The following is a 26,071-nucleotide window of genomic DNA, read 5'->3' as shown; positions in this document are numbered from 1 at the left end:
GAACTGGAGACCGGCGCGGCCCCGGGCCGCTGCCGGGACTCGACCGGCGCTCGAGCGCGGCTCCCTAGCCTCCCTGTGACGCCCTGGGCGTCGTCAGCAACGGGTCGGCGCCTCGTTACCCGACCGCGCGACGGAAGCCGTCGTCCCCCCATGGTGGAATCGGAAGGAAAGCCCTGAATGAGTACTGACAAGGTCGCCGCCGGCGGCGGTGCGGCCGGTGCGGGGAGGTCCCCGGGCCTGGCCACGCTGATCACAGCCCTCGCCACCTTCATGGCGGGGCTCGACAACCTGGTAGTCCTCGTTGCGCTGCCCACCATCAGGGACGAGCTCGGTGGCAGCCTGGAGGACCTGGAATGGACGGTGAACGCCTACACGCTGTCGTTCGCCGTCCTGATGATGTTCGGTGCCGCCCTCGGTGACCGGTTCGGTCGCCGCAAGGTGTTCATGGCCGGTCTGCTGGTGTTCACGGCCGCCTCGGCCGCGGCCGCGCTGGCCCCCGGCATCGAGGAGCTGATCGCCGCCCGCGTGGTCCAGGGCGCCGGCGCCGCGGTCATCATGCCGCTCTCCCTCACCCTGCTCACCACCGCCGTGCCCGCCGCGAAGCGCGGTGCCGCCCTCGGCATCTACAGCGCGGTCGGCGGACTGGCCATCGCGGGTGGCCCGCTGGTCGGCGGACTCATCACGGAGAACCTGTCCTGGCAGTGGATCTTCTGGATCAACGTGCCGGTGGGCCTGCTGCTCATCCCGGCCGCCTGGCGCGGTCTGGACGAGAGCCGTGGTGTGAACAAGAGCCTGGACATGGTGGGCACGGCCCTGGTCAGCCTCGGCATGCTCGGCATCGTCTACGGCCTGATCCGCGCCAACGGCCACGAAGGCTGGGGCGCCCCGATGGTCCTGGGCCCCATGGCGGCCGGCGTCCTGCTGGTCTTCGCGTTCGTCCAGTGGGAGCGGCGCAGCAGCGCGCCGATGCTGCCCATGGGCATGTTCCGCAACCGCGCCTTCAGCGCCGTCAACGCGGGCGGCCTGCTGCAGGCCTTCGCCATGTACGGCGTGGTCTTCCTCATCACGCAGTTCATGCAGAACATCCAGCACATGTCGCCGACCGAGGCCGGCGTGCGGATGCTGCCGTGGACGGCGATGCCGCTCCTCATCGCGCCCGTCGCGGGCATCCTGTCGGACAAGATCGGCGGACGTCCCGTCGCGGTCTTCGGACTCGCGATGCTCGCCGCCGGGTTCGCCTACTGGGCCCTGGTGATGAGCCCCGACTCGACCTACGTCGAGCAGCTGCCCGGCTACCTTCTGGGCGGCGTGGGTGTGGCCTGCTTCTTCGCCCCGCTCATCAACCTGACGATGAGCTCCGTCAACGTCTCCGAGCAGGGCATCGCCTCCGGCTCGACCTCGGCCATGCGCGAGCTGGGCGCGGCGCTCGGCGTCACCGTCCTCACCAGCGTCTTCACCCACAACGGCGGCTACGCGTCGGGCCAGAACTTCATCGACGGCTTCGTCCCCGCCCTGTGGGTCGGAGCGGTGGCCATGGCGGTCGCCGCGGTCGTGATGCTCTTCGCCGTCCGGCCCGCCGGCGCGGCTGAGCAGCACAGCGTCGAATCGGACGGTGCCGAGTCCGACAGTGCACAGCCGCACAGCGCCGAACCGGCCGCCTCGGCCACCCGCTGACACCTCGTACGCCGACCCGCGGCCCGACACGACGACATCGCGTCGGGCCGCGGGAATTCGGCATCACCTCACCTCTTCCCACGCCACCTCTCCTCACGCCACTGGCAGAAAGGCCGTGCGAGACATGAAGGTCCTCTTCGCAAGCCTCGGAAACTACGGACACGTACTCCCCCTGGTTCCGCTCGCGCAGGCGGCGCAAGCAGCCGGGCACGAGGTCTGGTTCGCCACCAGCGAGCAGTTCCACACGACCCTCGAGAAGGCGGAGCTGCGGCCGGTCGCCAGCGGGCTCACCGTCCCCGAGGCGTTCATCGAGGCGATCGGCGGCCAGGCGTTCCTGGAGGCCAACGGCGGTGCCGCGCAGGCCAGTGACATCCCGCCCGAGGTGCTGGCGGCCCTGGCCGTGAAGGCGTTCGGCTCGGTCCTGCCGCGCAGCGTGTTCGCGGACCTCACCCCTGTCCTCGCCGACCTCCGGCCGGACCTGGTCGTCTACGAGTCCTTCAACCCGGGCGCCGGCTTCGCGGCCGCGGCGGCGGGCATACCCGCCGTCTGCCACGGCATCGGCCAGGTCTCCTCGGACCCGCTGATCCCGCAGGAGCTGTTCGCCACGGCGACCGACCTGGGCGTGGTCGACAAGATCGGCCGCGGTCTGAGCCTGGGCAACCCGTACATCGAGATCTGCCCGCCCGCCGTGCAGAACGAGGGCTTCCTGGCCCCCGGTGTCCAGGTGATCCCGCAGCGGCCCGCCTCCTCCAGCGAGCCGGGCGAGCTGCCCGCGAGCGTCACCGAGGGGGAGGGCCCCCTGGTCTACCTGAGCTTCGGCACCGTGGTCACCTCCGCGGAGCTGCTGCGCACCGCGATCGACGGCCTGCTGCCGCTGAACGTGCGGATCCTCGTCGCGACGAGCTCCCTGGTGGACCCGGCCGAGCTGGGCGAGCTGCCGGACCGGGTCGTCGCGCTCCCCTGGGTGCCGCAGCCCGAGGCGCTGAAGTACGCCACCGTCATCGTCCACCACGGCGGCCACGGCACCACGCTGGCCTCGCTGGCCGCGGGGCTGCCGCAGCTGATCCTGCCGAAGGAGAACGACGGCCTCGGCAACGCGCCCGCGGTGAAGGCGACCGGAGCGGGCCGCATGCTGCTCGGCGAGGAAGTGTCCGCCGAGGCGGTGGAGGCCGAGGTGCGCATCCTGCTGACCGACGGCGCCTACCAGGAGGCGGCCGACCGGGTCGCCCAGGAGATCGCGGCCCTGCCCGGGCCGGCCGACACGGTCGCGAGGTTCGCCGAGTTCGTCGGCTGACCCACCCCGCAGGTCCCCGGCGGCCACGCGCCGCCGGGCGGCCTCGGTCCGCCCGTTCACGGACCCCCCCACGCATCGTGCCCCGCGCTCAAAGACGAGCGCGGGGCACGATGCGTGGGGGGTGATGTGGGATGCGTTCTTCGAGCACGGCCGTGAGGCGGTCGCGGGTCTCCGCGACCGCCGCAGGGCACGGCGGACGGCCCGCCTCGTTCAGTGCTGCGCGAGCGCCGCCGGGTCGGCCCCCAGCTGGCGGAAGAGGTCGTCCATGTTCAGCTGGTCCCAGTGCTCGGCGAGGAGCCCGTCCGCCACCCGCCAGATGTCGATGGACTGGAAGTTCACCGGACGCCCGCTCGCCGGTATGCCGAGGAACGTGCCCAGGTGGGTCGCGGTGTACTCCACGCGGGCAGCAACCCGGTCGCCTTCCGCGATGACGTCGTGCAGCACGGCCTTCAGGTCGGGGAAGGCGCTGAACACCTGCGTCCAGAAGCCCCGGTTGGCCTCGATGCCGTCGGCCACCCCGGGGTTGTGGTCGATGTGACCGGGAGCCGTGTGCTCCTCCATCGTGCTGACGTCATGGCTGTTGATCATGTCCACGAAGCTCTGCACGAGAGCGTGGTGATTCCTCGACATGCCGGCCTCTCTCTAGGCGGGGTGGGAGAAGAACGATGAAGTCGAAGCATCGCCACCCGCGGTCGAATCCCCCTCGAGCACGCGCCCGGGCGCGCGTTCGCGACGAGCACCAGGGCGCTCCAGCGGAGCGCGAGGGAGGGGCGAGGGGGGCGTCCTAGCGTTACGTTCCGAATCGAACGAGCCAGTCTCAAGGACACTCCACGGCCACCACACGCCGACCGCGGCGATCGTGGAGGCGCAGTTCCGCGCCGAGCAGGAGGCGGACTGGCGCGGCATCCCCCCACTGCGGCAAGACCGTCGACGCGCCCGTGGCGATCCCCTTCCACTTCGACGACGACGTGCTGATCGAGAAGACGCTCCGCTTCGACATGGCCACCTTCGCCCGACAGCTCTCCTGCCCTCGCGAAGCCGGCTCGCCCGTCATGGCCCGTAAAGTTGAAAGGAAGTAGCAGGATGCAGCCCGAGGTGAACGCCGCCGACGCCTTCCTGGCATCGGCGCTGGAGTCGATATCCCCGCTGACCCCCGACGCAGGCGCCTTCCTCAAGGAACGCGAGGAGTCCGCCTCGTACGAGGTCGAACAGGTGCCGCTGGCCTCCCTCCCGAACTGGCACCACGGTGACCGGCTCAACCGCGAGGACGGCAAGTTCTTCACGGTCGAAGGGCTCTCCGTACGGACGGACTTCGGCCCCGTCCCGCAGTGGTCCCAGCCGATCATCGTCCAGCCCGAGATCGGCATCCTGGGGATCATCGTCAAGCGGTTCGACGGCGTGCTCCATTTCCTCATGCAGGCGAAGATGGAGCCGGGGAACACCGCCTTCGTCCAGTACGCGGCGACCGTTCAGGCGACTCAGAGCAACTACCGGCGCGTCCACGGAGGCAGGGCCACCCCGTACCTGGAGTACTTCCTGGAGGGCACGCGGCCACGCGTCCTGTTCGACCAGCTCCTCTCCGAGCACGGCTTCTGGTACCTGAACAAGCGGAACCGGAACATGATCGTCGAGGTGCCCGAGGACCAGGACGTCCCCGTCGAGAACGACTTCACCTGGCTCACCCTGGGCCAGCTGCGCCACCAGCTCATGCTGGGCAACCGCGTCAACATGAACGCCCGTACCGTGCTCTCCGGAATCGCCTACGGCGCTGCCGACGACGGCGGGCCGTCCTACGCCGAGCAGACCGACGGATTCCACGCCGAGCTCCTGAAGTCGCACCGGACGCCGTGCTCGGAGACCGACCTCGCCGGCGCCCTGACGTGGCTCTTCGACCAGAAGGCCAGGTTCAACCTGGACGTCAGGCGGACCAGCCTGCGGGACATGGACGAGTGGATCTGCGACGACGAGAGCATCCGTCACCGCGACGGCCGCATCTTCGACATCATCGGCATGTCGGTCCGGGCGACGAGCCGTGAGGTCGGCACGTGGTGGCAGCCCATGCTCGAGCCCCGCCCCGGAAACGCCGTGGCCCTGGTCTGCCAGCGGCAGAACGGGGTACTGCGGTTCCTGCTCCAGGCCACCGTCCAGCCCGGCCTGACGGACCGGCTCGAACTCGGACCCACCATCCAGTTCTCCCCGGGCTACCACCGCGGCCCCGAGGACTTCCCGCCGCTGACGGAGTACCTCGACGCACCCGAATCCTGGACCCGGCTGGACGCCATCCAGTCGGAGGACGGCGGCCGCTTCTCCAAGGCGGACACGCGCCACCTGGTCGTCGAAATCCCCGAGGACCACAAGATCGAGGTGCCGGACAACTACCGGTGGATCACCCTCGGCCTGCTCAACCGCCTGACCCAGATGGGCTACCACGTCAACGTCGAGGCCCGGAGCCTGGCCGCATGCCTTCTCTGACGACCGGCGGGGCCGCGAACCGTGGTTCATGGACCACACGAACCCTCATGGAGGTACGGGCGTGAACCCGCTCATCGTGGTGCTGGGCGCCACGGGCTTCGTCGGATCCGCCGTGTTCCGCGAGCTGGCCCAGCACCCGGTCCGGATACGGGCCGTCTCCCGCAGGAAGGTGTCCGTACCGGAGAACGCCCTCGCCGAGATCGAGGTGTTCCCCGCGGACCTGACCGAGCCCGGCCAGATGGCCGCCGCCGTCGCCGGCGCCGATGTCGTCATCCATTCGCTGGCGTACCTCGCCGGGGCGTCCACGTGGCGCATCGCGGACGGCGACGCGGGCGCCGAACGCGTCCACGTGGGCCTGATGCAGGACCTGCTGAAGGCGCTCGGCGACCGGCCCGCTTCCCAGGCGCCCGCGACCGTCCTGTTCACGGGCTCGATCACGGCGGCCGGCTCCTCGGACAAGGAAGTCCTGGACGGCACCGAACCCGACCGGCCCACGGGATATTACGAGCGCCTCAAGCTCGAGGCGGAGCGACTGCTGCTCGCGGCCGACGCGGCGGGAACGGTGCGCGGCGCCTGCCTGCGCCTCACCACGCTGTACGGCTACAGCGCCGGGTCCACGGCCAAGGACAAGGGCATCGTCTCCACGATGACGCGGCGCGCGGTGGCCGGCGAGCCCCTGACCATGTGGCACGACGGATCGGTCCGCCGGGACCTGCTCCACGTCGATGACGTCGCCCGCGCCTTCTGGGCCGCCATTCCCCACATGGACGAGCTCGGAGGAAAGCGCTGGCTGATCGGCACGGGCCAAGGAGCACCGCTCGGGGACGTGTTCAGCAGGGTCTGCGCGCTGGTCGCCGAGCAGACGGGCAAGGACCCGGTGCCGCTGGTCTCCGTGGAGCCGCCGGAGTACGCCGAGGTCAGCGACTTCCGGAGCGTGACCGTCGACTCCTCCGCGTTCCGGGCCGCCACCGGATGGAAGCCGCAGGTGTCCCTCGAGGAGGGCCTGCGCCTGACGACGGAGTTCTGCTCCAGCGGCCGGGAGTCGGAGGTCTCCTGAGCCCGTGACCGCGTAAGCGTTCATCCCTGAAGGAAGAGAAGGTCGCGTGATCTACACACAGCTGGGCCGTACCGGTCTGCGGGTCAGCAGGCTGGCCCTCGGCACCGTCAACTTCGGCGGCCGGGTGGAGGAGCCGGAGGCGCACCGCCTCATGGACCATGCCCTGGACCGGGGCATCAATCTGGTCGACACCGCCAACATCTACGGCTGGCGCGTCCACAAGGGCCACACCGAGGAGGTCATCGGCCGCTGGCTCGGCAAGAGCCCCGCGCGCCGCGACCAGGTCGTCCTGACCACCAAGGTGGGCGACCCGATGGGCGAGGGCCCGAACGACCACGGCCTGTCCGCCCGCAACATCGTCGCGGCCTGCGAGGCATCGCTCAAGCGGCTGGGCACGGACTGGATCGACATCTACCAGATGCACCACCTCGACCGGTCCGTGGGCTGGGACGAGGTCTGGCAGGCCATGGACCTCCTGGTCGCGCAGGGCAAGGTGCGCTACGTCGGCTCGTCCAACTTCGCCGGCTGGGACATCGCGTCCGCGCAGGCGGCCGCGCAGCGCAGGAACAGCCTGGGCCTGGTCACGGAGCAGTGCGCCTACAGCCTGGTCAGCCGGTACACGGAGCTCGAGGTCATTCCCGCCGCCCAGGCGTACGGACTCGGTCTCTTCGTCTGGTCACCGCTGCACGGCGGCCTGCTCGGCGGTGTGCTCCGCAAGCTGGAGACCAACTCCGCCGTCAAGTCCGCGCAGGGCCGCGCTCTGGAGGCCCTGGACGCGCAGCGCGACACCATTGGGGCCTACGAGAAGCTCTGTGCCCAGTACGGCCTGGAGCCGGCGGTGGTCGGCATGGCCTGGGTGCTGTCCCGCCCCGGTGTGACGGGTGTGGTGATCGGGCCTCGCACGGAGCAGCACATCGAGGGCGCGCTGGAGGCTCTGGACTGCACGCTGCCGGAGTCCCTGCTGGCCGAGCTCGACGTGCTCTTCCCGCCGGTCGGCCAAGGCGGCCCCGCCCCCGACTGCTGGCTGACCTGACCTATCCGCCCCATCCCGCCGCCCCCGTCGAGCCCATGCTCGGCGGGGCGGTGGTGCGTGCGGCGTGCGTGCGGCGCGCGTACGGGACGCCAGGGCGTGGCACGGCTCCGGCGCACGGTGCGGCCGGGCTCCAGTGCGGCTCGACCGCCGGCCGCGATCCTCTGACCGAGCGCACAGGGTGCGGTCCTCGGCCATCGGCGCTGCTCAAGCTGCTCTTGAGCGGCGGCGGCTACCTTCGTGAGCATGGAACTCCGCAGCCTGGAAGTCAGCGAACTGGCCCTGCCGGGCGCGTTCCTGCTTTCGCCCCGGGCCGTTGGCGACGAGGTCGTGGTCCGCTACGAGACGTTCCGCCAGGACGAGGTCGAGACCGCGGTCGGAAGGCCCTTCGCGATCCGCTACAGCGAGCTGTCGACCGCGCGGCGCATGGTCCTGCGCGGCATCCACGGCACGGCCGGCGAGGGTGGCCGGCCCAGGCTCTTCGACTGCGTGCGGGGATCCGCCGTCCACGTCGTGGTGGACCTGCGCGTCGGGTCCCCGGACTACGGCCGGCACGAGATGGTCTGGCTGAACCACCGCGACCTGTGCGGGGTGTTCGTCTCCGAAGGTCTCGGCCACGCCTGGCTCGCGATCGAGGACGACACGGTGATCGCCTGTCACAGCTCCCTGCCGGAGTCGCCCGACTCCGGCTACACCGTCAGCGCCCTCGACCCCGCTCTGGCCCTGCCGTGGGGGCTCACCGGGGCGCCGGTGATGTCCGACCGGGACCTGGCCGCGCCCACCGCGGCGGAGGCACTGGCGAAAGGGATCCTGCCGGTGTACGAGGACTGCCTCGCGCTGTACGACCGCCCGGTGCTCACCGGCGACTGAACCACTGCGGGTCCGGCTTTCCCCCCGTCCGGCCGGACCACAGGCCCCGCGTGCCTCACGGCGCGCGGGGCCTCAGTCATGTCCGCCGCGGCCCCGCCCCGTGAATCGGTCACACCCCTGAGCAGGACAAACACACCCGGCCAAGCGGTAGTGACGCACTGTCTGTGCGAGGCGGCCTCATGGGAGATTCAAGGTCCGATGACAGAGACATAAGGGGGCCGCATGCGAATCTCTGTTCTGGGGTCTTTGGAAGCCGAGCTGAAGGGCGTTCCGATCCTGCCCACCGCGGCGAAGCCGCGACAGATCCTGGCACTGCTCGCCATCTACGCGAACCAGGTGCTGCCGGTTTCCGCGCTGATGGAGGAGATCTGGGGCGATTCCCCGCCCCGCAGCGCGCTCACCACGCTGCAGACCTACATCCTCCAGCTCCGGCGCTGCATGGAGAAGGCGCTGGACGGAGAACCCGGTGGCTCCAAGGAACTGCTGCTGACCCGGCACGGGGGATACCTCCTGCACACCGAGCCGGGCAGCATCGACGCCCACGAGCACGACCGGTTGTCCTCCCTCGGACAGCGCGCCTTCGACCGCGGTGAGCACGCCCAGGCCGCGGAGCTGTTCCGGGAGGCCCTCGCCCTGTGGCGGGGCCCTGCCCTGGTCGACGTACGGACCGGCCCGCTGCTCGAGATCGAGGCGATGCGGCTGGAGGAGAGCCGCCTCGGGGTGCTGGAGCGGCGCATCGACGTCGAGCTCAGGCTCGGCCGGCACGGCGAGCTGCTCACCGAGCTCACCGCGCTCGCCGCCCGCAACCCGCTGCACGAGGGGCTGCACGCCCAGTCCATGGTGGCCTTCTACCGGGCGGGGCGGCCTTCCGCGGCGCTCGATGTCTTCCAGAACCTGCGGACCCGTCTCGTGGAGGAGCTGGGCATCGAGCCCTCGCAGCGTCTGCAGCACCTCCAGCGGGCCGTACTCGGAAGCGACCCGGCGCTGGACGCCGACATCGGGGCCGGGAGCGGGCGGATGCTCGACCGCTTCGCCAGGTAACGGCCAGGGAGGAACTGTGCGTGTGCTCTTCTCGGCGGGCCTCGGCATGCCGGCGGCACTGCGCCTGGTGTTGCTGGCGAAGGAACTGCAGGCGGCCGGCCACGAGATTCGTTTCGCCGGACCGGCCCGGACCCGCCACCGTGTGGTCCGGGCCGGTCTGGTTCCGGTACTGGCCACCCCCCAGCAGTTCAGCAGGGCCTGGCGGCCCGACCTGGTGGTCCACGATCCGCTGTGCCCGGACTCGACGGCCATGGCGGCCGAGTCCGGGGTGCCCACCCTCGCCTATCTTCCGTTCGCCCACGCGCCGCTGTCGCCGCGGCCGACCGTCTGGATCGACCCCTGCCCCCCGCTGCTGCGGGACCGGCCGGAGCCCGAAGCCTGGCAAGTGCGCTGTGACGCCTACGAGTTGCCGCCCCAGCCGGCACCCTGGCTCACCGAGCTGTCGCTGCTTCCGCGCGTCTGCATCACCGGTATGCCGACCGGCAGCCGGCCCGAGGACCTGCGCCGTGCACAGCTCTTCCGCCGGATAGCCGAGGGCGTCGAAAGCCTCGGCCTGCAGATCGTCGTACTGAACGGCGACGACCATCCCTGGAGCGCGGTGCTGCGGGGCAGCGTCGTCGTCGTGCACGGCGGGGACGAAGGGATCGTGTACGCGGCCGCCCGGTACGGGGTCTCCCAGCTCGTGCTGCCGACCGGGGAGGACGAGTGGCGGGCGGGCAAGCGCCTGGAACAGGCGGGCATCGGCGTCTGTCTGACCGACGACGACCTGGAGGGCGCCTCCAGCATGCTGCGGCTGCGCTTCCACATCGCCGAGCTGGTCAACGGCGGGCGGGTGCTTCCCGCGGCCGCGAATCTGGGCCAGAGCATCGCCCGCATGCCGAAGCCCGCCGACCTCGTCCCGGCTGTCGAGGCGCTGCTGAGCTGACGGCCGACAAAACAATCGACGGGCCCGCGCCGCCGGGGGATGTACGGCGTGGGCCCGTCGTCGGGGAACGATCCCAGTCTGCCGACCTGATCTGGAGGGCGGCTGGAACTCGGATCGGAGAAACGTGCGCAGGTCAGCGGGATCCGTCGGGCCGGTCCCGGGTGAGCTGCGGCGGGGCCGTCCAGGCGAGACCGGCCTCCTCGTTGGAGGTGGCGGGGCCGGCCCAGGGGTCCACGCCGTGGATGTCGAGGATCTGCTCGCGCAGCCACTGGTCGAAGGGGTGCGTCGACTCCGCCCAGCGCTTGCGGGTCCGCTCCGGGTCCGCGGTCTCGAAGTGCACGATCACGTGGTCCCGGTCGGGCCGCGGGTCGACGCGCAGCACCTCGCTGGTGATGCCCAGCCTGCGCCGGGAGGCCTCGTACTCGAGCCGGCGCGGCCCCTGCAGCTCGACGGTGAGCTTCTCCCAGGCCAGCGGCTTGCCGGACTTGAGCGGTACGGTCCGGGTCACGGACCGGGCACCCTCCGCGGAGCGCCGGCGGCCCTTGCGCGGCGCCAGCATCCGCAGGCCGAGCGCGGCGAACATGTTGGACGCCACGTTGTGCTCCCAGCGCTCGGCGATCCTGCCCTCCTCGTCGAACCGCCAGATGACGATGCCGACGGACAGGAACGAACGGCCGGTGGGCGCGATGCCGAGCAGCTCGCCCAGGTGGGTGCCGCGCCAGGTGTTGTGGATGACGACCATGTCGTCGTGGGCGCTGATGTCCTCGATGGTGACGTTGAAGTCGGGGAACGCCTCGCGCAGCGCGGCGATGGTGTACTTCACGCCCTCGGCGCCCTCGGGCGCGCCGGGCAGGCCCGCGTGGTCGACGATGTCCGGCCGGTAGTGCTGGTCCACGATCGAAGCGTCGCCCTGGTTGACGAACTCGGTGAAGACGCGCCGGATGGTCGCCTGGTTTCGTTCCTCGGCGCTTTCACCCAGTGCTTGCGCCAGGTTGGTGGTGGCCGCAGTGGTCACAACAGCAGTCCTCTCGTCAGGGGCGGGTACGAAGGTGCTCAGGCAGCGTGGGCGGTGGCGCCGGAGCTCCACCGGGTTCCGTAGGCGACGTGATCACGTTCCGTGGACTGGAAGGTCTTGTTCCAGGTCAGGGACATCACCCGGTCGCGCAGCCAGACGGCGGCCGGGTTCTGCAGGGAGCCGAGCACGCCGATGCGGTGCGCCAGCAACTGCATCGGCCGGGTGCGCTCCTGGCGCTCGGCCTCGTAGGCGCGCAGGGCCTCGGTGACGGTCACACCGGGCGAGACGAGGTGTCCGGCCAGGACGAGGCCGTCCTCGATGGCCTGGCAGGCGCCCTGCCCGATGTTGAAGCTCATGGCGTGCGCGGCGTCGCCGAGCAGGGTGACCCGGCCCCGGCCCCAGACGGGGTCGGGCTTGCGGTCCAGGACGTCGCCGCGCAGGATGCTCTCCGGCACGGTGGCGTCGAGGATCCGACGCACCATCGGGTCGCTCCAGTCGGCGTGCCGGGCGCGCAGCATGTCCAGGGTCTGCTCGGGCGTGCCCTCGTCGCGGCCTTCGGCGGGGCCGTCGGCGACGCTCATCCAGTGCACGACGCCGGGGGCGATGTCGTAGTACGTGAAGCGGGTCCCCGGACCGAACAGGGCCTGGAACGTGCCGGGCGCGAGCTCCTCGGGGCCGATCTCGGCGTGGCCGCGCCAGGCGATGTAGCCGGTGTAGTCCGGAGGCTGGGGGCCGAGCAGCTGGGCGCGGACGGCGGAGCGGACCCCGTCGGCGCCGATCAGCAGGTCGCCCTGCTCGGAGGTCCCGTCGGCGAAGTGCAGGCTCACCCCGTCGGCATGCTCGGTGTACCCGGTGACCTCGGCGCCGGTGACGACGGGCGCGGTCACGGCGTCGCGCAGGATGCCGTGCAGGTCGGAGCGGCCGATGGCGACCGTGGGCTGCCCGTAGCGCTCGACGAACTCGCCCACCGGCCACATGCCGATGGGCCGGCCGGCCGAGGTCGCGAAGTTGCACTCGGCCTGGGCGGGGGCGATCGCGGAGACCTGGTCGGCGACGCCGAGGTGGGCCAGGGCGAGCATGCCGTTGGTCCAGATGTGCAGTCCGGCGCCGCCGTCGCGCAGTTGGGGAGCGCGTTCGAAGACGACGGAGTCGATGCCCTGCTGCTGCAGGGCCAGGGCGGTGGCGATGCCGCCGATCCCGCCGCCGGCGATGAGAACGCGGCGTATGGGACGAGGCGTCTGAGCGGACATGTCATTCTCCCGGAGAGCGGGGCGGAGGCCGGATTGCGTGGGGGTGAGGGTGGGGGTGTGGGGGGTGTCGGGCGTGGGGCTCAGCGGGTCAGCGCGGCCATCTCCGCGTCCGGATAGCGGTTGCCGGCCGTGACGCCGTACGGGGCGATGACGTCGATCGCCGCCAGGACGTCGGCGGAGAGCTCGAGGTCGGCCGCGGAGATGTTCTCCTCGAGGTAGGTGCGCCGCTTGGTGCCGGGGATGGCGACGACGTCCTCGCCGCGGGAGAGCACCCAGGCGAGCGCGAGCCGGACGACGGTGGTGTCGGCCGCGGCGGCGAGCTCGCTGAGCTGGTCGACGACCGGCAGGTTCTGGCGGATGTTCTCGTCCTTGAAGCGCGGAGCGATGCGCCGGAAGTCGAGGCCCTCGGGAATGTCGGAGGTGTCGCGGATCGTGCCGGTCAGGAACCCGCGGCCGAGCGGGCTGTAGGCCACGAAACCGATGCCCAGCTCGCGCACGGTGTCCAGCACGCCGTTGACCTCGACGTCCCGGGTGAACAGCGAGTACTCGGTCTGCACCGCGGTCAGCGGATGCACCGCGTGAGCGCGCCGAATGGTCTCCGGCCCCGCCTCGGAGATCCCCAGGTGCTTGACGAGCCCGGCCTTGACGAGTTCGGCGAGCGCGCCGAAGCTCTCCTCCACGGGGACGTCCGGGTCGACCCGGTGCAGGTAGTAGAGGTCGAGGTGGTCGGTGCCCAGACGGCGCAGGGTGCCCTCGATCGACTTGCGGATGTAATCGGGGCGGCCGTTGATCCGCCACGTCAGCTGGCCGTCGGGGCCGATCTCGTTGCCCACCTTGGAAGCGAGCACCACCTTGTCGCGGCGCCCGGCCACGGCACGGCCGATCAGCTCCTCGTTGGAGTGCGGGCCGTACATGTCGGCGGTGTCCAGCAGATTGACACCGAGCTCCAGCGCCCGGTCGATGGTGGCCAGCGCCTCGTTCGCGTCCGCGTTGCCGTACCCGAACGTCATGCCCATGCAGCCAAGGCCCTGGGCCGGGACTTCCAGTCCGGGTGTACCCAGCTTGCGGTGCTTGATCGCCACGTGATGCCTCCTGGAATCGCGCCCCACGACGGAGGCGGCGTGCAATGAATGCAATGAATGCGATGAATTGAGATGACTCGACAGGTCTGGGAAGGCGGCCGCTCAGGCCGCGGGCGGTGCCTGCCAGGTCAGCGACAGGCCGGTGTAGACGTACCGGCTGGCCTCGATGCCGAGCAGCACGATCCGGTCGCCGGCCTTGATGCGCCCCGAGGTCCAGCCCGCGTCCAGCGACAGCGGCACCGCGGCCGATCCGGTGGCCCCCACATCGGCCAGGTTCTCCACGATCCGCCCGTTGAGCGCCTGGATGTCCTCGGGGGACATTCCGGCGGACTCGAACTCGTTGGCGAAGTAGTCGGCGTTGCCCTCCGGCAGCACGATCGCGTCGAACTCCCCGAGCGTCCGGCCGTCCTTCCGGGCCATCTCCTGGATCGCACGGACGAACACCTTCGGCCCGAACGTGGTCGTGCCGGGTACGTCGATCTTCATCTGGATCAGCTGGCGCCGGGCCAGCTGCTCCGCCTGCGGCACGTCCGTACCGCCACCGATGATCTCCATGCCGGGCTTGCGCAGCCCGCCCACGCACGCGTTGACGAAGGCGAACTCGTCTCCCGGCTTGCCCGACGACTCGCCCACGGGCTCGGCCCGCATCACCACGGCCCCGGCACCGTCACCGAACGTGTACAGCGTCAGGCGGTCCCGCATCCGCACGCGCGCCGGGTCCTTGCCCAGGAAGTGCGGCGCCAGCACCGGTGATCCGGCCTCGCTGCCCACGACCAGGGCGGTGCGCGCCGTCCCGTCGGCCAGCTGCCGCCGGGCCAGGTCCAGCGCCTGCACCCAGCCTGCGCAGGCCCCGCGGATCTCGATCGCGGCAACGCTCTCGAGGCCCAGGTAGTGCTGCAGGGTGGTCGCCACGTTGGGCAGCGTGTACTCCGGCGTCGCCGTGCACACCACGATCAGGTCGACCTCTTCGGGCTCCACACCGGCCCGCTCCAGGGCTTGCCGGGAAGCACGCTCGGCCATCCGGCTGTTGTTGATCCGGTGCTCGCCCGTGACCGGGTCGATCATCCAGTACCGGGTCTTGACCTGGATGCCTTCGAGCACGTCGTCCGGCAGCGGCCCGACGTACTTCTCCAGCGTGGCGTTGTCCAGCGGCTCGCCGGGCAGGTAGGCGCCGGTGGAGAGGATCTTCACGTCGTACGCGGTGGTCATCGGACGGACTCCGTTGCGGGAAGGGGGACGGGGGACAGGACGAGCGAGACGTGGGTGCCGCCGAGGGACGAGCTGTTCACCAGGACCGGGCGGGGATCCCCGCCCTCGCGCCAGGCGCCGACGGCGAGGACCGCCGCCAGGTGGGCGCCCGCACCGACCGGCTCACCGAGGACCCGCTTCGGGGCCTCGACGCGCACCCGGTCCGTGTCGAACACCCGCTCCACAGCGGCCTGTTCGGGGCGGTCGGCGGCGGACAGGCCCGCCGCGTTCGCCCAGACCGTCGCGATGTGCTCCGGCCCGAGCCCGGCGTTGCGCAGTGCCTGGCGCATCGCCCGCTCCACACCGTCACCGGACGGGTCCCAGCGGCCGATGCCGCAGGCGTCGGACGCGGTCGCGTGCCCCAGGACCACGGCGTGGATCGTGGCGCCGCGCCGCTCGGCACTCTCCCGGCGCTCCAGCACCAGCGCGATGCCGGCCTCGGCGAAGGTGTACCGGCGCCCGGCCGCCGAACCGAACAGCGGGATGCTGCGGTACGCGGCCAGCGTGGCCGGCGAGAACGCCTCCACCGCCGGCACCAGCAGGCGCTCGGCCCGCCCGGCACGCAGCATGTCGTACGCGACACCCAGGGCGGCGGCACCCGCCGCGTGCCCCGACGTCAGCGTCGACGTCGGCCCCTTGGTGCCCAGGGCCATGGCGACGTGGCCGGCCGCGCCGCTGTACACGGTGTTCGTGAACACGGCGGGGTTCGCCTCCCGCGCGCCGTCGGCCAGCAGCGGGACGGTGAACCGTTCGCTGCTCTCCATCGGCCCGATCGCGGTGCCCAGCACCACGCCGGTCGCGGCGACGGCGTCCGCGTCGCCGTCCGCGCCCGCGGCGCCCAGGGCGGCGCGGCACGAGGCGATGGCGAGCTGGGAGACCTTGTCCATGCGCCGGCGCTCCCTGGGGGTGCCGACGGCCGTACGGTCGAACTCGGCCCGGGCCACGCGCAGCCCGTCCTCGGGCGCACCCTGCCGGCGCCCTGCCGCGTACGCCTCCCAGAGCGCCTCGGCCCCCTCGCCGGCCGAGGTGATTACGCCGAACCCGGTCACGACGACGTCGTCCGGGCCGACGGCCGGAGCCGGCGCACCGGGGCCGCCGGGGCGGGCGAAGGCGATGGTGGCGTTGGCTCCGGCGAACCCGAAGTTGTTGGACAGCGCGGTGTCCAGCACCATCGGCCGGCCCGTCCCCGCCACCGGGTCAAGACCGCACTGCGGGTCCACCTCGGTGAAGGACGCGGTGGGCGGCGCCACCTGGTCGCGCAGGGCCAGCACCGTGACGATGCCCTCCACCGCGCCGGCCGCGCCGAGCAGATGGCCGATCATCGACTTGGTGCTGGACAGCGAGACCTTCTCGGCGGCGGCCTCGCCCAGCGCGGCACGCACGGCCTTGCTCTCCGCCGAGTCGTTCTTCTCCGTACCCGTGCCGTGCCCGTTGACGTACCGGACGTCGTCCGGGGTCAGACCCGAGGCGCTCAGCGCCGAGCGGATCGCCCGGGCCGCGCCCTCACCCTCCGGGTGCGGCGCCGTCGGGTGGTGGCCGTCGGCGGACAGACCGTAGCCGAGGATCTCGGCGACGACCGGCGCGCCGGTACGTTCGGCCACCTCCCGCGACAGAAGCAGAAGCATCCCGCCGCCCTCGCCCAGCGTCAGACCCGACCGGTCCTTGGAGTAGGGGGCCGCGGGCTGCGGCGAAAGCGACCACAGACTGCTGAACCCGGCGAACGCCGACTCGGTGAAGGCATCACTGCCCCCCACGAGCATCGCGTCGGCCGCGCCCGCCCGGATCACCTCCAGGGCGTGCGCCAGCGCATGGGCGCTGGCGGCACAGGCCGTGTTGGCACTGAGCACCGGGCCCTTGAGGCCGAAAGCGGCCGACAGCGCCTCCGCGCCGGCATGGGGCGGCACGAACGTGTAGCGCTGCCAGTCCGGCTCGCCACCCTCCTGCACCTCGCGCAGGGCGATTTCGGCGCTGCGCCAGCCACCGTGGCAGGTGCCGTAGGCGACCCCCCAGCGCTCGGCCGGGATGTCCGTGCCGACCCGCAGGCCCGAGGAGGCCATGGCCTCCTCGGCGGCGGTCAGCGCGAAGTCGATCGACCGGTCACGGGCCTCGGAGTCCGGCGCGTAGTCGTACGCGGGCGAGCAGGGTTCGGTGATCTCACCGCCCAAGGTGGTCTGGTACTCGTCCATGGGCAGGCGGCGCACGGGCGAGATCGCCACCCGCCCGGCGCGCACCCCGTCCCACAGGGCCTCGGCCGAACCGCCGTGCGGGGTGACCGCACCCACTGCGGCGATCACCACGCCGACGGTCTGGTCAGGAACGTCAGTCATGCGTCAGCTTCCTTCTCTGCACGGGCTGCTCAGCCGTTCACACCGGCCTGGACAGGGTCAGGGCCACGGCCTGTCCCTCGATGCCCCGGGCCAGCGCCATCGCATGGGACGGCCTGGTCTCCCGGGCGCTGCCGCGGACGTGGTCCAGGGCGCACACCGGGTCGGGATGGTCGAGGTTGAGCGTCGCGGGCACGACCCCGTGGTGCAGCGCCAGCGCGGCCACGGCGGCGTTCAGCGCACCACCGCCGCCGAGGAGGTGGCCGGTCTGCGGCTTGGGCGTGCTGACCGGCACCGACGAGGCCGCCGTGCCCAGCGCGGTCCGCAGGGCGATGGCCTCGCTCGAGTCGCCCATGCGGGTCCCGGAGCCGTCCGAGGCGATGTAGCCGAGGTCGTCGGCGGCCAGGTGGGCGTCCTCGAGCGAGCGCCGCACCGCCCGGGCCAGACCGCGGCCCTCGGGGTCCGCCGCCGGCGGCGTACGGGCGTCGTGGCCGGCGCCGTAGCCGGTCACCTCGGCGTAGATGCGAGCACCGCGCCGCAGCGCCGCCTGCTTCTCCTCCAGCACCAGCAGGGCCGCGCCCTCGCCGGGGAGACCGCCGCTGCGGTCCCGGTCGTAGGGCCGGTACGCCCCCTGCCCGCGGTCGTTGCGGGTGGTCAGGATTCCGAGCCGGTCCAGCAGCGTCATCGACCACCAGCTGGTGGCGTCGTCGTAGCCGCCGGCGATCGCCACGTCCGCGTCCCCGCGGCGCACCGCGCGCATGGCGCGGCCGATCGCGGTGGCGCCGGCGTCCGCGTAGCCCGCGAAGAAGGTGCTGGAGCCCCTGATGCCGTACGTCTGCGAGATGTTGAACACCGCGCCGGCCGGCAGCCCCTCGACGAAGAACAGCGGCGGCATGATGACATCGCCGTGCTTGGCGAGGTGCGCCAGGTCGGCCGTGCCGTCCGGGCGGCGGATCACCTTCAGCTCGTCGATCAGCTGCTCCATGCGCCCCAGCGACTTGTTGCCGCCCAGGTACAGGCCCGTCCGGTAGCCGAGCTCGTCACCGCCGTCCTGCTTGTGCGGCAGGCCCGCGTCGTCGAGCGCGATCCGGGCCGCGGCCAGCGCGAGGCGGTCACCGCGGTTGATGGTGCGCAGCTGGCGCTTGGTGGCGTACCGGGTGGCGTCGAAGTCGGGGATCTCACCACCGAGCCGGGTCTGCAGCGGCTCCGGGTCGTACGCCTCGATCGGGCCGATCCCGCACTCGCCGGCCACCAGCGACTTCCAGTTGGCCTCGGGGCCCTCGCCCAGGGCGGTCACCAGGCCGATGCCACTGATGACGACCTGACGTCCGCTGTCGTTCATCGCGCTCCTCCATGTCGCTGTCGGGTCGTCATCGCTTCTCCTCGTAACGCCCCACGACCAGGCCGACGTTGGTGCCGCCGAAGGCGAACGCGTTGATCAGGGCGTTCCGGACCTCCTGCTTGCGTGCCGTGTTCGGGACGAAGTCGAGGCCGAGCCGCCGGTCGGGCGTCTCCTGGTTGATGGTCGGCGGCACCACGCCGTGGTTGATCGCCCCGATCGCGGTGAGCAGGCTCAGCGCGGCGGAGGCGGCGGTCAGGTGACCGGTCATCGACTTCGGCGAGCTGATCACCAGCCGCTCGGCGTCGTCGCCGAACACCTTCTTGATCGCCGTGGTCTCCGACAGGTCGTTGCCCGGGGTGCTGGTGCCGTGCGCCACGACGTAGTCGATGTCGGCCGGTTCCAGGCCGGCGTCCGCGATCGCCGCCTCGATGGACTCGATGGCGCCGCTGCCGTCCGGCGGCGAGTCCGTCATCCGCCAGGCGTTCAGGCTGGTGCCGTAGCCCAGGACCTCGGCGAGGATCCGCGCCCCGCGGGCGCGGGCCGACTCCAGCTCCTCCAGTACCAGCACGACGCCGCCCTCTCCGAGGACGAACCCGGAGCGCTTGTCGTCGAAGGGGCGGCTGGCCCGCTGCGGATCGTCGTTGTAGTCCTTCGTCAGCGCACCCAGCAGGCCGAAGCACAGCACGTCGAGCCAGGTCGTCAGCGAGTCGTAGCCGCCCGCGAGCATGAGCTTGGCATCGCCCTCCTGCAGGGAGCGGAACGCCTCCCCGACGGCGTGCCCGGAGGCGGAGCAGGCGGTGGACACACCCAGCATCGGGCCGGTGGCGTCCAGCATCCGGGCCATCGCCGCGGACGCGATGTTCTGGCTGTAGGCCAGCGAGGCCGAAGGCGCGTAGGTGGTGAACGCGTCGTCCCGGCCGGTCTTGTCGCGCAGCGCCCCGACGTCCACCAGCCACTGCAGGTCCGGCCGGTCCACACACGCGCCCATGGCCACGCCCATGTCCGCGCCGTCGTACGTGTCCCCGTCCACCCCGGCGTCGCGCAGCGCCTCCCAGGCCGCGCCCACGCCGAAGGTGCCCGGCCGCAGCAGCCGGCGCAGGCCGACCGAGGCGGGCACGGCGTCGTCCAGCCGGTAGTCCTTGACCTCGCCGGCGATCGTCACGTCGAAGCCGGTGGTGTCGATCGTGGTCAGCCGGCCGACTCCGCTGCGCCCGTCGACCAGTCCCTGCCATGTGCTCGGCGCGTCGTTGCCCAGCGGCGTGACGGCGCCCACGCCGGTGATGACCACCCTGCGGCTCATCGCGGTGCCTCCGTCTCGTCAGGCCTCATGCCGTTCGTCTCCTTCTCCCGTGTGCGTGGTGCGGACTGGTGCGTCGTGCGGTGCCTCGGGCAGGCACACCATGACGGCGTGCGCGACGGCGAGACCGCCGCTGTGGCTCATGCTGACGTCGATGGAGTGCATGCCGAGGGCCCGGGCAACCACCTCGACCTCGCCGTGCAACCGCACCTGGGGGCGGCCGGCGCGGTCGTTGACGACCTCGATGTCCGTCCACTCCATGCGCGGGCCCATGCCCGTACCCAGGCTCTTGAGCACGGCCTCCTTCGCGGCCCAGCGGGCGGCGAGGTGCTCACCACCCCGCTTGCGCCGGTCGCAGTAGGCCAGCTCCCGAGCGGTGAACACCCGCTCCCGAAGCTCCGGTTGCGAGTTCATCAGCTCATCGACCCGGGAGACCACGGCCAGGTCCATGCCGGTACGGACCCGCAGCGGAGGCGGGGCGGCGCTGTCCCGGTACGGTGGCCCCCCCGCCCCTCGCTCACGCAGCGGCCGCGGCGAGGGCGGCACGCTCAGCCACCAGATCCGTCAGGTTCTGCACGGTGAACAGCGACAGCACCTCATCGGCCGTAAGCTTTCCGGCCAGCTCCTGCACGTCGATCTGCGGCAGCGACTTCTTCAGCTGGGCCAGACCGACCGCGTTGATGATGTCGTCCTCGTCGGCGAACTCCTCGTCGGGTATCCCGCCCTGGAGGAGCTCGGCGATGTCCGAGACCTTGATCTTCACGTCCGCGGCCTTCTCGATGCGAAACAGGACGTCCAGCAGGTCGATGGACTCGGCGTCCAGATCGCCCAGCAGCGTGGCTTCGGGCACGGCCTCCTCGATGTCGATGCCCAGTGCGTCGGCTACCGCCTCCTGGACGATGGCGCCGAAGTCCTTACCGTCGTACGACATGTGTCTTTCAACCTTTCGTAGATATCGCTCGTGGATATCGCTCGAGATGGACGAACCGGGGCGGTGCGCCAGGCGGAGCGTGCGGCGTCAGGACGCCACCGGGGCCTGCCACTTCTCCGGTGCCAGTTCGCCGTGCAGCGCCGTGAGCCGGCGCGGGTCTCCGGTGGAGCGGGTGCGGGCCTCGCCGAGGGTGCGGCGGGCGAGCCCGCTGAGCACCCGGCCGGGCCCGAGCTCGGTGTACGCGCCCACCGGGTGCCGGGCGGCCGTGCGCAGCACCTCGACCCAGCGGACGGGGCCGGTGAGCTGACGCCGCAGCAGCTGCCTGGCCTCTTCTCCCGAGCCGATGTAGGTGCCGGTGACCGAACTGATCACGGGCAGCTCGGGATCGGCGAACGGGTGGGCGGCGAGTGCCTCGGTGAACTCCTCCTCCACCGCCGACATCAGCGAGCAGTGGAAGGGCGCCCCCACGTCCAGCCGTACGACCTGGTCGGCGCCGGCTTCCAGCGCCGACCGGCCGGCCGATTCGACGGCGGACGCGTGCCCCGAGATGACCGTCTGCAGCGGCTCGTTGTAGTTCGCGACCTGGACCAGGCCGTGACCCTCGACGCTGTCGCAAGCGGCCAGCACGTCCTCCGCGGACAGGCCCAGTACGGCAGCCATCGCGCCGGGCACCTCGCGGGCCACCTCGCCCATCAGCTGGCCGCGCAACCGCACCAGCTGCAGGGCCGACTCCAGGGACAGCACCCCGGCGGCCACCAGCGCCGGGTACTCGCCGAGGCTGTGGCCGGCGGTCGCCGCCGGCCGGTAGCCGTCGGACCGCAGCAGTTCCCATACGGCCAGGCTGGTCGTGGCGATCGCGGGCTGGGTGATCTCGGTGCGGCCGAGCTCCGCGGCACTGCCGGTCACACAGATCTGCGACAGCGGCAGTCCCAGGATCTCGTCGGCGCGGGCGAACAGCTCCCGGGCCGCCGGATAGGTTTCCAGGAGGTGCTTGGCCATGCCGGGCCGCTGCGAGCCCTGTCCGGGGAACATGGCCAGGCAGCCCGACGTCGCACCGTCGCCGCCGGGGCCGGTCCAACCGGTCATCGGGTAGTCCTTTCATGGGTCGTTGCGTAGGTGCGCTGCCAGCCGGCCGCGTCCGGGGCTTCGGCGGGCAGCGACCGCTGCCAGCCCTCCAGCCGGGCCCAGCGGCGCTCGTCGCCCGGCGGCGGAGCCAGCTCGCCGGGACACCCGCGCAGCGCGGCGAGCACGACCAGCAGCCCTGCCAGCTCCTCCGGTGTCGGGTTGCCCCGCAGCACCGTCAGCGGGACGCTCCCCGGCGCGCTCACAGCGGCTCGTTTCCGTGCTTGCGCAGCGGCTGCCGGGCCCGCTTGGTGCGCAGCATGTCCAGGGACTTGATCAGCACCCGCCGGGTCTCCGCCGGGTCGATGACGTCGTCGACGTGGCCGCGCTGCGCGGCGACGAAGGGATTCATCAGCTGCTCGGTGTACTCGGCGACCAGCTCCTTGCGGAGCTTCTCCGGCTCCGCCGCCTCGCGCAGCTGCCGCCGGAAGATGATGTTGGCAGCGCCGTCGGCGCCCATCACGGCCGTCTGGTTGGACGGCCAGGCGAAGGACAGGTCCGAGCCGATCGACTTGGAGTCCATGACGATGTACGCCCCGCCGAACGCCTTGCGCAGGATGACCTGCACACGCGGCACCGTCGCCTCGCAGTACGCGTACAGGAGCTTCGCGCCGCGCCGGATGATCGCGTTGTGCTCCTGGTCGGTGCCGGGCATGAATCCCGGTACGTCGACCAGAGTCACGAGCGGGATGTTGAACGCGTCGCAGGTGCGCACGAACCGGGCGGCCTTCTCCGAGGAGTCGATGTCCAGCACCCCCGCCATGGCGGCGGGCTGGTTGCCCACGATGCCGACCGCGCGACCGTCCAGGCGGGCCAGGGCGCACACGATGTTCGGCGCCCAGTTCTCCTGGATCTCCAGGTAGTCGCCGTCGTCGACGATGTGGCCGATGACCGTCCTGATGTCGTACGGCGCCCGGTCGTCGACCGGCACCAGCTTCAGCAGCTCCTCACAGCGCCGGTCCGGATCGTCGTGGGGCCTGCTGTACGGCGGCATCTCGGCGTTGTTCGACGGCAGGTAGGAGAGCAGCTCCCGTACGCCCTCGAAGCAGAGCTCCTCGTCCGGGGCGACGAAGCTCGCCACGCCCGTGCGGGTGCCGTGGGTGTACGCGCCGCCGAGCTCCTCCTGCGTGACCTTCTCGCCCGTCACCGCCTGCACCACGTCGGGTCCGGTGATGAACATGTTGGCCATGCCCTCGACCATGAACGTGAAGTCGGTCAGCGCCGGCGAGTAGACGGCGCCGCCCGCACAGGAACCGAGCACGACGCTGATCTGGGGCACCACGCCCGAGGCGCGGACGTTGCGGGCGAACAGCTTGCCGAAGCCGGCGAGCGCGTCGATGCCCTCCTGGATCCGTGCGCCACCGCCGTCGTTGAGGCCGATGACCGGTGCGCCGACGGAGTCGGCGAAGTCGAGCAGCTGGTGGATCTTCGCGGCGAACGTCGCTCCCAGCGCGCCGCCGCGCACCCGGGCATCGTGAGCGAAGACGAAGACCGTACGGCCGTCGACCTCGCCCCAGCCCGTGATCACGCCGTCGCCCTCGGGATGCGTGTGCTCCATGCCGAAGCCCACCGCCCGGTGCTCGGCGAACAGCCCCAGCTCGGTGAACGTGCCCGGGTCGAGCAGTTTCTCGATGCGCTGGCGGGCCAGCAGCTTGCCCTTGGAGAGGTGGCGGGCGTCGGCCTCCGGGTCGTGCCCGAAGTGTGCCTGCGCCCTGCGGGTGGCGAGCTCGTCGGCCAGATCGGCCATCGTGGCTGCACGCGCCGGTGTCGGTAGCCGAACTTCCGTGTCGGTCCTGCCGAGCTCCGGCAGCACGGCCTGGGGAGAGTCAGGAGGCGTCATTGCGGTCCCACTCCTTCCTGCCCTGTCGCGTAGGTGGCTTCGGATACGACTCTCCGGTACAGGGGTGGGAGCTGGACTGGAGTGCGTCTTGAAGGCGGGTGTATCACCAGGTGGGCCGCGTCAGACGGCCAGACGGACGGCCCCCTCCAGGGCGCCGGCCCGGCCGGAGACGAGCTCCTGGGCGAAGCTGCGCCGCAGGCCGTCGAGGCGGTAGCGGGTGGGAAGGTGGGCCCCCGCGGGCTCGACCACGCTCAGGAAATGGGCCTCCACCAGCTGCTCGCAGGCGTCCTCGACGGTGGCGAAGTCCTTCCCGAGCACCGGGCAGGCCAGCTGGGCGTCGAACTCGGGCACCGGCAGGTGGCCCAGGCAGCACAGCGCCTCGCGGGCGTCCTCGGGCAGCGCGTTGTACGAGGCCGTGAAACTGGCCCGCACGCTCAGCGAGCTGTACGCCAGCTCGTCCAGCCGCCGGCCCTCGTCGCCGAGCCGCTCCGCGTACCGGCTCAGCGACCAGTGGGGGCGGCTGTTGAGCCGTAAGGCCGCCGCACGCAGGGCCAGGGGCAGCCCGCCGCAGTACCGCGCGATCGTCGCCGCCGCGGCCGGCTCCCGCTCGATCCGCTCCGGGCCCAGCATCCGTGCCAGCAACCGCACACTGTGGCCGTGCGGCAGATCCGGCACCTGCAGGACGCGGGCGCCGAGCGGCGTACTGAGCCGGCCCCTGCTGGTGACCAGCACCGCGGCGTCCGAACTGCCCGGCAGCAGCGGCTGCACCTGTGCGTCGTCGGCCGCGTCGTCGAGGATGAGCAGCACCCGGCGCCCCGCGAGCGCCAGCCGGTAGACCTCCGCACGCTCGTCGGGGTCGGCCGGGAGCCGGTCGGGGTCCGTCCCCAGCACGCGCAGCAGCCGGCCCATCACCGCGTACGGGTCCGCCGGCCGGGTGCCGCTGCCGCGCAGCGCCGCGTACAGCTGCCCGTCGGGGTAGGCGGATCCCAGCCGGTGCCCCAGGCGCACGGCCAGCGCGGTCTTGCCCACGCCGCCACCGCCGACCAGCACCACCGCGGGCGGCTGCGCGGCGGTGGGCTGGGTCAGGGTCCGCTGGATCACGTCGAGTTCGCGTTCGCGCCCCGTGAAGTCGGGGAGGTCGAGCGGGAGCATCTGCGGGACGTGCGGGGAGGGCCGGGGGCGCTCGAGGACCTGCAGCGTGCCCACGCCGTGCGGGTCGCCGCTGCGCTCGGGCGGCGGCACGGGGTCGGCCGCCTCGCCGCGCAGGATCGTCTCGTACAGCCGCTGCAGCCGCCGCGATGGATCCGTGCCGAGCTCCTTGGCGATCAGCCGGCGCATCGCCTGGTAGTACTCCAGAGCGTCGACGCTGCGCCCCTCCAGGTAGAGCGCGAGCATCAGACGCTCACAGAGCTGCTCGGAGAGCGGATCGGTCAGCAGCGCGGCACGCAGTTCCGACAGGACCGTACCGGGCCGCTCCAGGCGGATCTCGGCGTCCGCCCACTGACTGAGCGCCTCGTGGTGCAACTGCCGCAGCGTCTCCCGCAGCCGGGCCGCCCAGTCACCCTGCATGCCGCCGAGCGCGTCGCCCCGCCACATGTGCAGCGCCTGCTGGAGCAGCGTGCTGCGCTCCTGATCGCCGAGACCCTCCTGCTGCGCGCTCTTGAGCAGCCGCCGGAAGCGCACCAGGTCCACGGCGCCGGGATCGGCCGAAATCTGGTAGCCGGCCGGGGTCCGAACCAGCCCGATCGGCTCGGGCAACCCGGCCGAGGCAGTGGCCAGCGCCCGGCGCAACCGGGTGATGTACGTGTGGACGACATTGCGGACCCCCGCGGGCGGCCGGTCCCCCCATACCCGGTCCACGAGGGACTCCAGTGGCACCGGCCTTTCCGGATCGACCAGCAGGACGCCGAGGATGCTGCGTTGCCGCGCGGGGCCGAGATCGGCCAGGGCACTGCCTGTCCAGAGTTCTATCGATCCGAGTATCCGGAGCTCCATCGAAGATCACCCGTATCCCTTCAGTGTCCGAAAAGCTAACTCCGGCCGGTGCAGCGCCCCTTGATTCCCGCTCTGTCGCACCGGCCCCGGTAGGCGCGACAACGCACGTCACCCGCCCCGCGGAAATTCGCGGGGCGGGTGACGGATGCTGCGTACCGGGCTCTCGGGCAGGGCGGCGGATTCAGGCCGTCACCGCCCGCTTGCTGCGGCGGGCACGCTGACGACGGCGAAGACCGGACCCTTGAGGGATCGCCCGGCAGGT

At 71.7% G+C, this 26,071-nt stretch carries 23 protein-coding genes; 9 read left to right on the top strand and 14 right to left on the bottom strand.

The window, feature by feature from the left end; translation table 11 throughout:
• The first annotated feature begins 177 nt into the window (after positions 1 to 177).
• Together ACODT5_RS14655 and ACODT5_RS14650 are read left to right on the top strand one after the other, a co-directional pair.
• Complete coding sequence (locus tag ACODT5_RS14655; RefSeq protein WP_422519712.1) at positions 178 to 1,674, top strand: DHA2 family efflux MFS transporter permease subunit; 1,497 nt, start codon at positions 178 to 180, stop codon at positions 1,672 to 1,674.
• Between the two features lie 124 nt (positions 1,675 to 1,798).
• Positions 1,799 to 2,968 (top strand): glycosyltransferase, encoded by a 1,170-nt coding sequence (locus ACODT5_RS14650; RefSeq protein ID WP_422519804.1) that lies wholly within the window; start codon positions 1,799 to 1,801, stop codon positions 2,966 to 2,968.
• Between the two features lie 210 nt (positions 2,969 to 3,178).
• Here ACODT5_RS14650 and ACODT5_RS14645 read toward each other — a convergent pair whose 3' ends face one another.
• On the bottom strand, positions 3,179 to 3,598 hold the full coding sequence (locus ACODT5_RS14645) for an ester cyclase (RefSeq protein WP_422519711.1): 420 nt from the start codon (positions 3,596 to 3,598) through the stop codon (positions 3,179 to 3,181).
• A gap of 308 nt (positions 3,599 to 3,906) precedes the next feature.
• Between ACODT5_RS14645 and ACODT5_RS14640 the strand changes: the two genes are divergently transcribed.
• From ACODT5_RS14640 to ACODT5_RS14610, 7 genes are all read left to right on the top strand, one after another.
• Positions 3,907 to 4,047: a hypothetical protein gene (locus ACODT5_RS14640; protein ID WP_422519710.1), complete on the top strand. Its 141-nt coding sequence runs from the start codon at positions 3,907 to 3,909 to the stop codon at positions 4,045 to 4,047.
• 4 nt (positions 4,048 to 4,051) lie between these two features.
• On the top strand, positions 4,052 to 5,440 hold the full coding sequence (locus ACODT5_RS14635; RefSeq protein WP_422519709.1) for an NDP-hexose 2,3-dehydratase family protein: 1,389 nt from the start codon (positions 4,052 to 4,054) through the stop codon (positions 5,438 to 5,440).
• Positions 5,441 to 5,501: 61 nt separating this feature from the next.
• Positions 5,502 to 6,497, top strand: a complete 996-nt coding sequence (locus ACODT5_RS14630) for an NAD-dependent epimerase/dehydratase family protein (RefSeq protein WP_422519708.1) — start codon at positions 5,502 to 5,504, stop codon at positions 6,495 to 6,497.
• Between the two features lie 46 nt (positions 6,498 to 6,543).
• Positions 6,544 to 7,530, top strand: coding sequence for an aldo/keto reductase (locus ACODT5_RS14625; RefSeq protein WP_422519707.1), 987 nt, complete (start codon positions 6,544 to 6,546; stop codon positions 7,528 to 7,530).
• A gap of 243 nt (positions 7,531 to 7,773) precedes the next feature.
• Positions 7,774 to 8,397, top strand: a complete 624-nt coding sequence (locus tag ACODT5_RS14620; protein ID WP_422519706.1) for a dTDP-4-dehydrorhamnose 3,5-epimerase family protein — start codon at positions 7,774 to 7,776, stop codon at positions 8,395 to 8,397.
• Between the two features lie 222 nt (positions 8,398 to 8,619).
• On the top strand, positions 8,620 to 9,438 hold the full coding sequence (locus tag ACODT5_RS14615) for an AfsR/SARP family transcriptional regulator (protein WP_422519705.1): 819 nt from the start codon (positions 8,620 to 8,622) through the stop codon (positions 9,436 to 9,438).
• Between the two features lie 16 nt (positions 9,439 to 9,454).
• Positions 9,455 to 10,363, top strand: a complete 909-nt coding sequence (locus tag ACODT5_RS14610) for a glycosyltransferase (protein ID WP_422519704.1) — start codon at positions 9,455 to 9,457, stop codon at positions 10,361 to 10,363.
• 133 nt (positions 10,364 to 10,496) lie between these two features.
• Here ACODT5_RS14610 and ACODT5_RS14605 read toward each other — a convergent pair whose 3' ends face one another.
• The 13 genes from ACODT5_RS14605 to ACODT5_RS14545 all read right to left on the bottom strand — a co-directional run bounded on the left by ACODT5_RS14605 (position 10,497) and on the right by ACODT5_RS14545 (position 25,809).
• A complete protein-coding gene (locus ACODT5_RS14605; protein ID WP_385374097.1) occupies positions 10,497 to 11,378 on the bottom strand; it encodes an ester cyclase in 882 nt (293 codons plus the stop codon).
• Positions 11,379 to 11,416: 38 nt separating this feature from the next.
• On the bottom strand, positions 11,417 to 12,628 hold the full coding sequence (locus ACODT5_RS14600; protein WP_422519703.1) for an FAD-dependent monooxygenase: 1,212 nt from the start codon (positions 12,626 to 12,628) through the stop codon (positions 11,417 to 11,419).
• 80 nt (positions 12,629 to 12,708) lie between these two features.
• Positions 12,709 to 13,704 (bottom strand): aldo/keto reductase, encoded by a 996-nt coding sequence (locus ACODT5_RS14595; protein ID WP_422519803.1) that lies wholly within the window; start codon positions 13,702 to 13,704, stop codon positions 12,709 to 12,711.
• Positions 13,705 to 13,812: 108 nt separating this feature from the next.
• Entirely contained in the window at positions 13,813 to 14,919 is a 1,107-nt protein-coding gene (locus ACODT5_RS14590) for a 3-oxoacyl-ACP synthase III family protein (protein ID WP_422519702.1), read from the bottom strand.
• The gene (locus tag ACODT5_RS14585; protein ID WP_422519701.1) at positions 14,916 to 17,285 is read right to left on the bottom strand and encodes a beta-ketoacyl synthase N-terminal-like domain-containing protein; all 2,370 of its coding nucleotides are present in this window, start codon (positions 17,283 to 17,285) and stop codon (positions 14,916 to 14,918) included. The genes ACODT5_RS14590 and ACODT5_RS14585 overlap by 4 nt, the downstream gene beginning before the upstream one ends.
• A gap of 37 nt (positions 17,286 to 17,322) precedes the next feature.
• Positions 17,323 to 18,624, bottom strand: a complete 1,302-nt coding sequence (locus ACODT5_RS14580) for a beta-ketoacyl-[acyl-carrier-protein] synthase family protein (RefSeq protein WP_422519700.1) — start codon at positions 18,622 to 18,624, stop codon at positions 17,323 to 17,325.
• Positions 18,625 to 18,652: 28 nt separating this feature from the next.
• A complete protein-coding gene (locus ACODT5_RS14575) occupies positions 18,653 to 19,924 on the bottom strand; it encodes a beta-ketoacyl-[acyl-carrier-protein] synthase family protein (protein ID WP_422519699.1) in 1,272 nt (423 codons plus the stop codon).
• Positions 19,925 to 19,942: 18 nt separating this feature from the next.
• Complete coding sequence (gene acpS, locus ACODT5_RS14570) at positions 19,943 to 20,371, bottom strand: holo-ACP synthase (protein WP_422519698.1); 429 nt, start codon at positions 20,369 to 20,371, stop codon at positions 19,943 to 19,945.
• A 67-nt stretch (positions 20,372 to 20,438) separates the two neighbouring features.
• The gene (locus tag ACODT5_RS14565) at positions 20,439 to 20,852 is read right to left on the bottom strand and encodes an acyl carrier protein (protein WP_422519697.1); all 414 of its coding nucleotides are present in this window, start codon (positions 20,850 to 20,852) and stop codon (positions 20,439 to 20,441) included.
• A gap of 87 nt (positions 20,853 to 20,939) precedes the next feature.
• Positions 20,940 to 21,938, bottom strand: a complete 999-nt coding sequence (gene fabD / locus ACODT5_RS14560) for an ACP S-malonyltransferase (protein ID WP_422519696.1) — start codon at positions 21,936 to 21,938, stop codon at positions 20,940 to 20,942.
• Positions 21,935 to 22,180, bottom strand: coding sequence for an acyl-CoA carboxylase subunit epsilon (locus ACODT5_RS14555; RefSeq protein WP_422519695.1), 246 nt, complete (start codon positions 22,178 to 22,180; stop codon positions 21,935 to 21,937). Before ACODT5_RS14555 ends, fabD begins: the two co-directional genes overlap by 4 nt.
• Positions 22,177 to 23,814: an acyl-CoA carboxylase subunit beta gene (locus ACODT5_RS14550; protein ID WP_422519694.1), complete on the bottom strand. Its 1,638-nt coding sequence runs from the start codon at positions 23,812 to 23,814 to the stop codon at positions 22,177 to 22,179. Before ACODT5_RS14550 ends, ACODT5_RS14555 begins: the two co-directional genes overlap by 4 nt.
• A gap of 120 nt (positions 23,815 to 23,934) precedes the next feature.
• Positions 23,935 to 25,809, bottom strand: coding sequence for an AfsR/SARP family transcriptional regulator (locus ACODT5_RS14545; protein ID WP_422519693.1), 1,875 nt, complete (start codon positions 25,807 to 25,809; stop codon positions 23,935 to 23,937).
• Between the last annotated feature and the right edge of the window lie 262 nt (positions 25,810 to 26,071).

Source organism: Streptomyces tatrensis (assembly GCF_049310065.1).
Lineage (GTDB): Bacteria > Actinomycetota > Actinomycetes > Streptomycetales > Streptomycetaceae > Streptomyces.
This window is presented reverse-complemented; position numbering and strand designations above follow the sequence as displayed.